This window comes from Pseudomonas sp. GD03858 (assembly GCF_029840925.1).
In the GTDB taxonomy this organism is placed as follows: domain Bacteria; phylum Pseudomonadota; class Gammaproteobacteria; order Pseudomonadales; family Pseudomonadaceae; genus Aquipseudomonas.
In genome coordinates this window covers 1-8215 of sequence record NZ_JAOCDM010000167.1, presented here as the reverse complement: position 1 = coordinate 8215, position 8215 = coordinate 1, and the positions used below count along the sequence as shown (strand labels likewise).

The 8215-nt window shown below is 64.6% G+C and carries 7 protein-coding genes; all 7 read right to left on the bottom strand.

Annotation, left to right across the window (positions count from 1 at the left end):
• A partial coding sequence (locus N5D48_RS25035; protein ID WP_279888734.1) for an O-antigen ligase domain-containing protein occupies positions 1-1143 on the bottom strand: 1143 nt, incomplete at its 3' end.
• Positions 1136-1903, bottom strand: coding sequence for a glycosyltransferase family 2 protein (locus N5D48_RS25030; RefSeq protein ID WP_279888733.1), 768 nt, complete (start codon positions 1901-1903; stop codon positions 1136-1138). The genes N5D48_RS25030 and N5D48_RS25035, both read right to left, overlap by 8 nt.
• Before the next feature lie 23 nt (positions 1904-1926).
• Positions 1927-2889, bottom strand: a complete 963-nt coding sequence (locus N5D48_RS25025; protein ID WP_279888731.1) for a glycosyltransferase — start codon at positions 2887-2889, stop codon at positions 1927-1929.
• Complete coding sequence (locus N5D48_RS25020; protein WP_279888729.1) at positions 2886-4313, bottom strand: PIG-L family deacetylase; 1428 nt, start codon at positions 4311-4313, stop codon at positions 2886-2888. The genes N5D48_RS25025 and N5D48_RS25020 overlap by 4 nt, the downstream gene beginning before the upstream one ends.
• 2 nt (positions 4314-4315) lie before the next feature.
• A complete protein-coding gene (locus tag N5D48_RS25015; protein WP_279888727.1) occupies positions 4316-5212 on the bottom strand; it encodes an antimicrobial resistance protein Mig-14 in 897 nt (298 codons plus the stop codon).
• Positions 5212-6342 (bottom strand): glycosyltransferase, encoded by a 1131-nt coding sequence (locus N5D48_RS25010; protein ID WP_279888725.1) that lies wholly within the window; start codon positions 6340-6342, stop codon positions 5212-5214. The genes N5D48_RS25015 and N5D48_RS25010 overlap by 1 nt, the downstream gene beginning before the upstream one ends.
• Positions 6326-8083 (bottom strand): carbamoyltransferase, encoded by a 1758-nt coding sequence (locus N5D48_RS25005; protein WP_186733359.1) that lies wholly within the window; start codon positions 8081-8083, stop codon positions 6326-6328. The genes N5D48_RS25010 and N5D48_RS25005 overlap by 17 nt, the downstream gene beginning before the upstream one ends.
• Between the last annotated feature and the right edge of the window lie 132 nt (positions 8084-8215).

Genomic DNA, 8215 nt, shown 5'->3' with positions numbered 1-8215 from the left:
CGCCTGCAAGCCACGGCCGAGTACCATGGCCGCCGGCAGCAGCACCAGCGGCCACAGTTCGTCGGGGTTGCCGATCAGCTTGCTGCCGTCGAAGTTGAGCATCACCAGCGCACAGGCCAGGTACATGCCCCATGGGTCGCGCAGGCGCACGGCCTGGACCAGGGTCATCGCCACGATGACCAGGAACAGCACCAGCGAGACCCCACCGGTATAAAGACCCAGGGCAACGAAGATATTGTGCGGATGCTGGATCGGCATGAAGCCACTGAGCAGCTTGTCGGTATGGAACTCGACGCCACAGCCTACCAGCCAGCCGCAGTTCTCCCACTCACCGACCATCACGTGGAACAGCTCGCTGCGGTAGGAATCGCCGCGATCGAACAGCGAATGGAACCAGGCCGCGTCCTTGACCAGCCACAGGGTCACGACCCCGAGCACAGCGAACAGCGCCAGCCACGGCCCGGCCACACGCGGGAAACGCCACAGCGCCCAGACCGCCCAGGCGGCGAACAGGAACACCGCGCCGACCATTGCGGTACGCGTCTGCATCACGAAGGTAACGGCCACCACCGACAGCACCACCGCGCAGAAGGCTTCGACCCAGCGACGGCGGTGCAGCCAGCCTGGCATGGCCAGCGCCAGGGCGCAGAGCATCCAGATGCTGGTGTAGATGACGTTCTGCATGCGCGCCGGCATCAGGTTGACCCGCTCGCCCAGGGCATGGACGCCGGTCAGGTAGGCGTAGGCCGAATAGCCGAAGACATACAGGCAGATGACCCAGAACAGCACGCGGGCGAACAGCTCCGAGCGCAGGAAGCGCTGGTTGGTCAGCCCCGCGACGGCGAAGACGAACAGCGTCACGTAGGCGATGTGCTTGTAGAACTGGCCCTCGCCGGCAATCGCCGCAGGCACCAGGAACCACAGCAGGAACACCAGCCAGGCCAGCCCCAGCTTGTCGCTCAGCAACCCGGCGCCTCGCTCCTTGACAAGGAACACCAACCCCGGCAACGCGATGAACGCGTAGAAGATGTTGTTCGTCCATTTCGACGAGTCCATCAGCACGAAGCTGGCCAGAAAAGCGATCAGCGCCGCGGTGAAATAGCGCCGACTCTTGCTGTTGTCTCGGTCAATCCCTTCAAACATCCTTCAACACCCATCCAAGCAATAGTCCGATAAACAGCACGCCCAGCAAGCGGATGCGGTCCATGCGCTTGCGCCGTGCCTTCTTGATCTTTTCTTCCGGCATTTCCACATGCTCGCCAAAGCCTGTGTGCAGCACGGCGTCGTTCTCCAGGATCAGCGCGTAGCGGTTGCGCTCGGCATACAGCCGCGACAGGCTCTTCTCGCCGGAGTGCGACGCATAGGGCGCATGGGCCTGGTAGTCGGCGAGCCGGCGCAAGCCAGGATTGAAGGAGAACCCCTGCCATTCCGCCTTGTGCGAGCCCAGTTTGTGGAAGGCGATGCCCTGCAGCACCTGACGTTCCTCCAGGAACACGTAGGGGCTGTGCAGCTGCAGGTCGTGATTGAAGCTGCGCAGCCATACCTGGAGCGCCTGCGGGTCGGCCTCGAGCAGCGCCTGGGACTCCTCGATGAAGCCCGGGCGGTAGAACGCCCAGTCATCTTCGCAGTGGAACACCCAGGAGGTCTTGACCTGGGCGTAGGCGGCATCCACCGAGCGCAACTGCCCAAGCTTGGGATTGTTGACGATGAAGGTCGTGTGTTCACGCCAGTGCTCGGGAATGCAGCCGCGCACCGCCTCGTCGCCGGAGTCCTCGGTGATGAACACCTCACGGACAGGTGCGGTGTTGTAGCGATCGAAAGTCTCTAGCGTGCGCCTGAGCAGATCGAAACGACCACAGCTGGTCACCACCAGCGTGATCTCACTGTTTTCACTGAAGAGCATGGCTTCCTCGATTTGGTTTGGACTCAACGCGACAGGCCGATCGCCAGCAGCAACCGATCCAGCAGCCCAGGTTTGCTTGCCGGGCGTAGCGGCGCGCGCATGGCCTCGGTGATCGCCCGGCCGAGCGCGTGGAAGGTGTAGCGCTGCTCGGCCAGCTGCTGGCCATTGCGCGAAATTCGCTCGGCCAAGGCCAGGTCGCCACGCAACAGGGCCAGCTTCTCGCGCAGCTGCTCGACGTCGCGGTAGAGCACGATGTTGTGCATGTCGACGAAGCCCAGCGCCTGGTTCTCTTCATCGCCCTGGTCGTAGGCGAACAGCACACAACCACAAGCCATGGCTTCGAAGTTCTTGATCATGTATTCGCCCATGCCGACGTCGGCACTGACGAAAAAGCGGATGCGGCTGAGGGTCTGGCTGTATTCCTCACCTGACTTGGTGCGGGTGATCAGCAGGTTTTCCACCGCCGCGATCGACTCGAGCATCTGCTTGCGCCCGGAGTAGGCCACGCTGCGCAGGCTGCCGACGAACGCCAGTTCGATATCGCGCTCGCGGTTTTCATTGCGCAGCAGTGCCTGGTCGTAGCCCTTGGGCACGAACACCGCGTCGAAGCCCTCGTCGCGCAGGCGCCGGGTGACGACGGCACCCGAGGTGATGACCCGCGCCCACGGCAACTGACGGTAGTACTCGCTGAACTTGCCGGTGTACTTGCAGGGGATGTAGTTCTGGTAGGCGTCATGCTCGAGGATCACCAGGTTCGGCACGCTGCGGATGAAGCGCACCTGGCGGATCTCTTTCTTGAAACGCAGGAAGAACAGGATCCGATCGTACTGCTCCACCTGCACATGCTGGCGGAAATAGCCGCGCAGATCGGCCTGCTCGTCAGCGGTGAGCCAGCGGATATCGCACTCGCAGTCAGCCGCGATACCTTCGTAAAGACGGTCCAGGATGGCGCGTTGCTCTTTCTGGACCAGGAACAGGACTTTCACCGTGGCTCTCTCTTGTCGATCACTGTGCCGACCCACAACAGCTCGTGTCGGCGCACGGCCTTGCGGAAGAATTCATTGTCACCGAATGCCGGCCAGCGCCGGGCAGCCAGGCAGCGCTGCAGCAAGCGGCGGATGCGGCGCTTGAACGGAGGGGCAGGCTGCAGGTCGTGCATCATACCCAAAGCGATGGCCTTATGCCGCTGCATTTGCGCGCTGACATCCAGCACCCAAGGGCGCATGGGCAAAGCCGCATCGAAGAAGGGCGGCAAGGGCACCCCGGTACCGGCGTCGCCCATCGGCCAGCGATCGTTGTCGTGCAGGTGGTTGGCATAGAACAGCAAGGTGTCCGGCTGCCAGCTCGAGCCCTGCAACGCCTGCTGTACGGCGTCATGGGCCGCGACATGGTCCGGGTGCGGGTCGAGCGCCGGGTGCGGCATCACCAGGGTCGCCGGACGGGCGCGCTCGATCAGCTCACGCAGGTCCTGCACCAGGTTGCTCCAGGTCGGGCGGCCATCGGCATCGCTGGCCAACGCAACCTCGTTGAAGCGACGGAACACACGGGTATCGGCAAGATCGGCCTCCCGTGAGGCGACTACCGCGTCAGGGTCGGCCTGCATGGCGGGCAGCTGCATGCAGAAATAACCCAGCTGCACGCACTGCGAGGACGGCACGCCCGCCCAACGCGGCACGGCGATGCTGTCCCAGCTGCGCAGCTCGCCCTTGAGACGGGCCGCCTCGGCCAGGCCGATGCCGAAGGTCTCGCGGTAGTACTCGTTCTCGATCTCGCCGGCCGTCAAGGTCACGATCCAGCTGCTCCGTGCCTGGGCATACGCAGCGAACGCCGCCAGCTCGGCATCGTCGGCATGGGGCGCGATGACCATCATGGAGCCGGCCAGGTAGTCGTCATGACGGAACACCAGCAGCTCCACGTCCGACGCGATACGGCAATGACGGCCACGCAGGCGTAACCGACCGGCACTCAGCGCCTCGGCCTGGCCAACCAGATTGAGGTAGCGCACGCCTCGGACGCCGCGCTCGAAGGCCTGGCAGTCAGCAACCCCGCCCTCGATGCGCACCGCCGGATCGAACAGGCGTCCCAGCCAGCCGGCCTTCAGCGTGACCCGCAACAGCAGGGTTTCACTGCCATCGAGCACGCACTCGGCCGGCACGGCGAGCATCCCGTCCTGATTGCGCAGCGCATGCCGCTCGCTGGCCTGCAGGTCGTACTGGTAGTCGCTGCCAGGCACGTAGAACAGGTGGTCGGAGAACCAGGCTTCATGCGCCACCCACAGCAGCACCGCCAGCATCGGCGGCAACCACCACGCCCACAACGCCGACAGCAGGAGCACGACGAGCACGACCAGCAGGATCACCCGTTTGCGCTTGCGGTGGCGTTTGAGCAGTTGCTGCTTGTGAGCGCTCATGTTCAGACCTGGAAGACGTTGACGGGGTTGCACCAACGGTCCTTGTACTCCCGATCGGCCCGACCGAACGAGAACCGCAGCGTCTTGCCACGGGCATTGGCATCTTCCCAGGCGGCCTGGGTATTGAGGAAGCTCAACACGCTACCCGGGCTGAACGCCTTGGTCTCGGGATCGACACCGCCGTTTACATACTCGACGCTGATCCACTGCGGCGCCTCGACGCGATACACCAACTGAATGGCGATGGGCGCGCCCTCGAGCAGCAGCACCGAGCCGATCAGCAGCTCGCGCAGGCGCTCGACCACCTCGGCCATGCGTGCCGCGCCGGTGGCCGGGAAACCCCAGCGGCGCTGGAATAGATCACAGTACATCGCCGCGATCTCGGCTGCGGTGAAATCGCCGATCGGTCGTACCTGGCCGCCCGCCTCTTCCAGCAGGCGCAGCTCGCGACGCTGGTTGTAGCGAAACTTTTTCGACAGCTCTTCGTGGGGACGCGCCATGGCCAACTGCTCGGGCTGCGTCTTCAGGCCGGCGAAACGCCCCTGGTTCAGCTCCGAGAGGTAGCGCCCGGCGTGACGCAGCGGCGCTCCGGCATCGTCGGCGGCCGGCAGGATGATCTCGGCGTTGCCCAGGTCGAACAGGCCTTTCTTGCCTTGGCGCTTGAGCACGTCCTTGGACAGCGCCAGGTGACGCCCCCAGGTCGGCAGCGCGGCCTTGAGTTCGCCATCCCGGGACCAGCCCAGGTAGCGCACCGGGATCTGCGCCAGCTCCGCCAGTTGCTCGACCACCCGTGGGTGCGTGGCGACGCTGCCGCCAAAGCGCTGCCAGGCATCGCTGTAGGCCGCCGCGTCGATTTCTTGCCAGCCACGTTCGCGCCAGGTCTGAAGATGATTGAGCATCACGCCTGCGCCACCAGCGCACGAACCTGCGGCAACTGCCAGAACGCATCGCGCACCGCCTGGTCGCTGAAGCGCTGCCGCAGACGCTGCAACATGTGCTCGGCACAGGCTTCACGCTGCTGCGCGTCCAGGCCGGCCATGTGCCTCAGGCCCTGGGCCAGCTGCGCGGCATCGCCCAGCGGGAACAGCACGCCAACGCCCTCGACCACTTCACGGGCACCCCCGCAGGCCGTCGCCAGCACCGGCACGCCAGCGACCATGGCCTCGAGCAGGACCATGCCGAACGGCTCGTGGTCAGAGCTCAGCGCGAACACATCGAAAGCCTTGAAGTAGCGGCGCGCATCCGGCACCTGACCGAGGAAGTCGACCTGCTCGGCGATGCCCAGCTCGCCGGCCAGCGCCTTGAGTTTCGCTTCGAGACGGCCCTTGCCCAGAATCGCCAGGCGAGCCCCGGCCGGCAGACCCGGCAAGGCTTCGGCGAAGCCGCGCAGCAAGGTGGCCTGGTCCTTGTCCGGGTGCAGGCGGCCGACATTGCCGACCACCCAGGCCTGCTGATCCAGGCCCAAGGCGCGCCGCGCCTCGTCGCGCGGCACCAGGCTGGCCTGTAGCGCCGCGACGTCGATACGGTTGTACAGGGTCTGGATACGCTCGGCGGGCCATTGCGCCAGGCAGCGGCGCATGTCATCGCGCACCGCGTCCGACACGCCAAGCAGGCTCAGGCGCTTGCGGAACAGATTGGCGAACAGCCGCCGTCCTTTGCGCTGGTAATCGCCGAAGGCATGATGCACGCCGATCACCGGCAAGCCGGTCCCCAGCAGCGCGACATAGATCGGCTTGAAGCGGTGGGCGATGCAGAAACTGAAGTTGCGCGTCGCGGCAATCTTGCGCAGCGCTCGGATCGCGCCCAGCTTCAGGCCGCGCACGGCCTTGGAGCTGAACTCGAGAAACAGCACCTCGTCCGAGGCACAGCCGGCCGCTACTTTCGCGTCGGCTGCCCCGGTGAGGAACACGGTGGTGACCTTGTAGCCGCTGCCCTGGAACAGGCTGGCGTACTGACGGGCACAGTCCAGGAACGGCCCGTCATAGCCATGGCAGAACTGCAGGATGCGCGGTTCAGAGCGGCTGGTCATACGGCGCGGCGCCTTCCTTGACCACCAGGATGTCTTCCATGATCAGGTACTGCAGGTCCGAGCCGAAGAACATGTTCAGGGCGTCGGTCGGCGAGCAGATCATCGGTTCGCCACGGCGGTTCAGCGAGGTGTTCAGCGACACGCCGTTGCCGGTCAGGTCTTCCAGCGCCTTCATCATGTCGTAGTAGCGCGGGTTGTACTCGCGCTTGAGCACCTGGGCGCGCGAGGTACCGTCCTCGTGGACCACTTCCGGCACGCGGGTCTTCCACTCTTCGGCGACTTCGAAGGTGAAGGTCATGAACGGCGCAGGGTGATCGACCTTGATCATCTGCGGCCCGACGGTGTCGAGCATCGACGGGCAGAAAGGTCTCCAGCGTTCGCGGAACTTGATCTGCTCGTTGATGCGGTTGGCCACGCCCGGCACGCTCGGGCAACCGATGATCGAGCGACCGCCCAGGGCACGCGGACCGAACTCCATGCGCCCCTGGAACCAGGCCACCGGGTTGCCGTCGACCATGATCTTGGCGATGCGCTGCGGCATGTCGTCGATCTTGCGCCATTTCGGCGCGTTCGGGTGACGGGCGCAGGCGGCGATCACGTCCTCGTTGGAGAACGAAGGGCCGAGGTAGACATGCTCCATCTTCTCGACCGGCACGCCACGGGCGTGGGAGACGTAGGCGGCGGCGCCAACGGCGGTACCGGCATCGCCCGACGCCGGCTGGACGAACAGCTCTTTGACGTCGTCGCGGGCGATGATCTTCTGGTTCAGCTTGACGTTCAGCGCGCAGCCGCCGGCGAAGGCCAGCTTGCCGGTCTCTTTCAGCGTATCGCCCAGGTAGTGGTCGATCATCTGCAGGGCCAGCTTCTCGAACAGCGCCTGCATGCTGGCAGCGTAGTGAATGTACGGCTCGTCGGCGATGTCGCCTTCGCGTTTCGGGCCCAGCCACTCGATCAGCTTGGGCGAGAAGTAGAAGCCCTTGCCCTTCTCTTTATAGCGGCGCAGGCCGATGACGTTGGCGTACTCGGTGTTGATCACCAGTTCACCGTTTTCGAAGCTGGCCAGGCGCGAGAAGTCGTACTTGCTGGCGTCGCCATACGGCGCCATGCCCATGACCTTGAACTCGCCGTCGAGCATTTCGAAACCGAGGAACTCGGTGATCGCGCCATACAGGCCGCCCAGCGAGTCCGGATCGAAGAACTCCTTGATCTTGTGGATCTTGCCGTTTTCGCCGTAGCCGAAGAAGGTGGTGGCGTACTCGCCCTTGCCGTCGATGCCGAGGATCGCGGTTTTCTCTTTGAAGCCCGAGCAGTGGTAGGCACTGGAAGCGTGGGCCAGGTGGTGCTCGACCGGCTCGATCTTGATCTTTTTCGGATCGAAGCCCAGCTGCTCCAGGCACCAGACGATCTTCTTGCGGTAGCGCTTGTAGCGACGATTGCCCATCAGCAGCGCGTCGAGGGCGCGGTCCGGGGCGTACCAGTAGCGCTTGGCGTAGTGCCAGCGGGCCTTGCCGAACAGGCTGATCGGGGCGAACGGAATGGCCACCACGTCGACGTCCGACGGCTTGATGCCGGCCTGCTCCAGGCAGAACTTCGCCGACTCGTAGGGCATGCGGTTCTTCGCATGCTTGTCACGCACGAAGCGCTCTTCTTCGGCGGCGGCAATCAGCTTGCCGTCGATGTACAGGGCCGCGGAAGGGTCATGGCTAAGGGCGCCGGACAGGCCAAGAATCGTCAGTGCCAAGGGTCTAGCCTCTCAAATCGGTATGAAATGCGCCAACGGCCATTCAGGCGGATGGCGGCTAAAGGGCGGGATTATAACGCAAAGATGGCGGACACACCGCCCCCTTGTAGGAGCGGCCTTGTGTCGCGAAAG

Excerpts from the sequence above, each read along its gene's own strand:
- N5D48_RS25020 (WP_279888729.1), bottom strand. The coding sequence starts at position 4,313 with ATGAGCGCTCACAAGCAGCAACTGCTCAAACGCCACCGCAAGCGCAAA.
- N5D48_RS25010 (WP_279888725.1), bottom strand. The coding sequence starts at position 6,342 with ATGACCAGCCGCTCTGAACCGCGCATCCTGCAGTTCTGCCATGGCTAT.
- N5D48_RS25030 (WP_279888733.1), bottom strand. The coding sequence starts at position 1,903 with ATGCTCTTCAGTGAAAACAGTGAGATCACGCTGGTGGTGACCAGCTGT.
- N5D48_RS25015 (WP_279888727.1), bottom strand. The coding sequence starts at position 5,212 with ATGCTCAATCATCTTCAGACCTGGCGCGAACGTGGCTGGCAAGAAATC.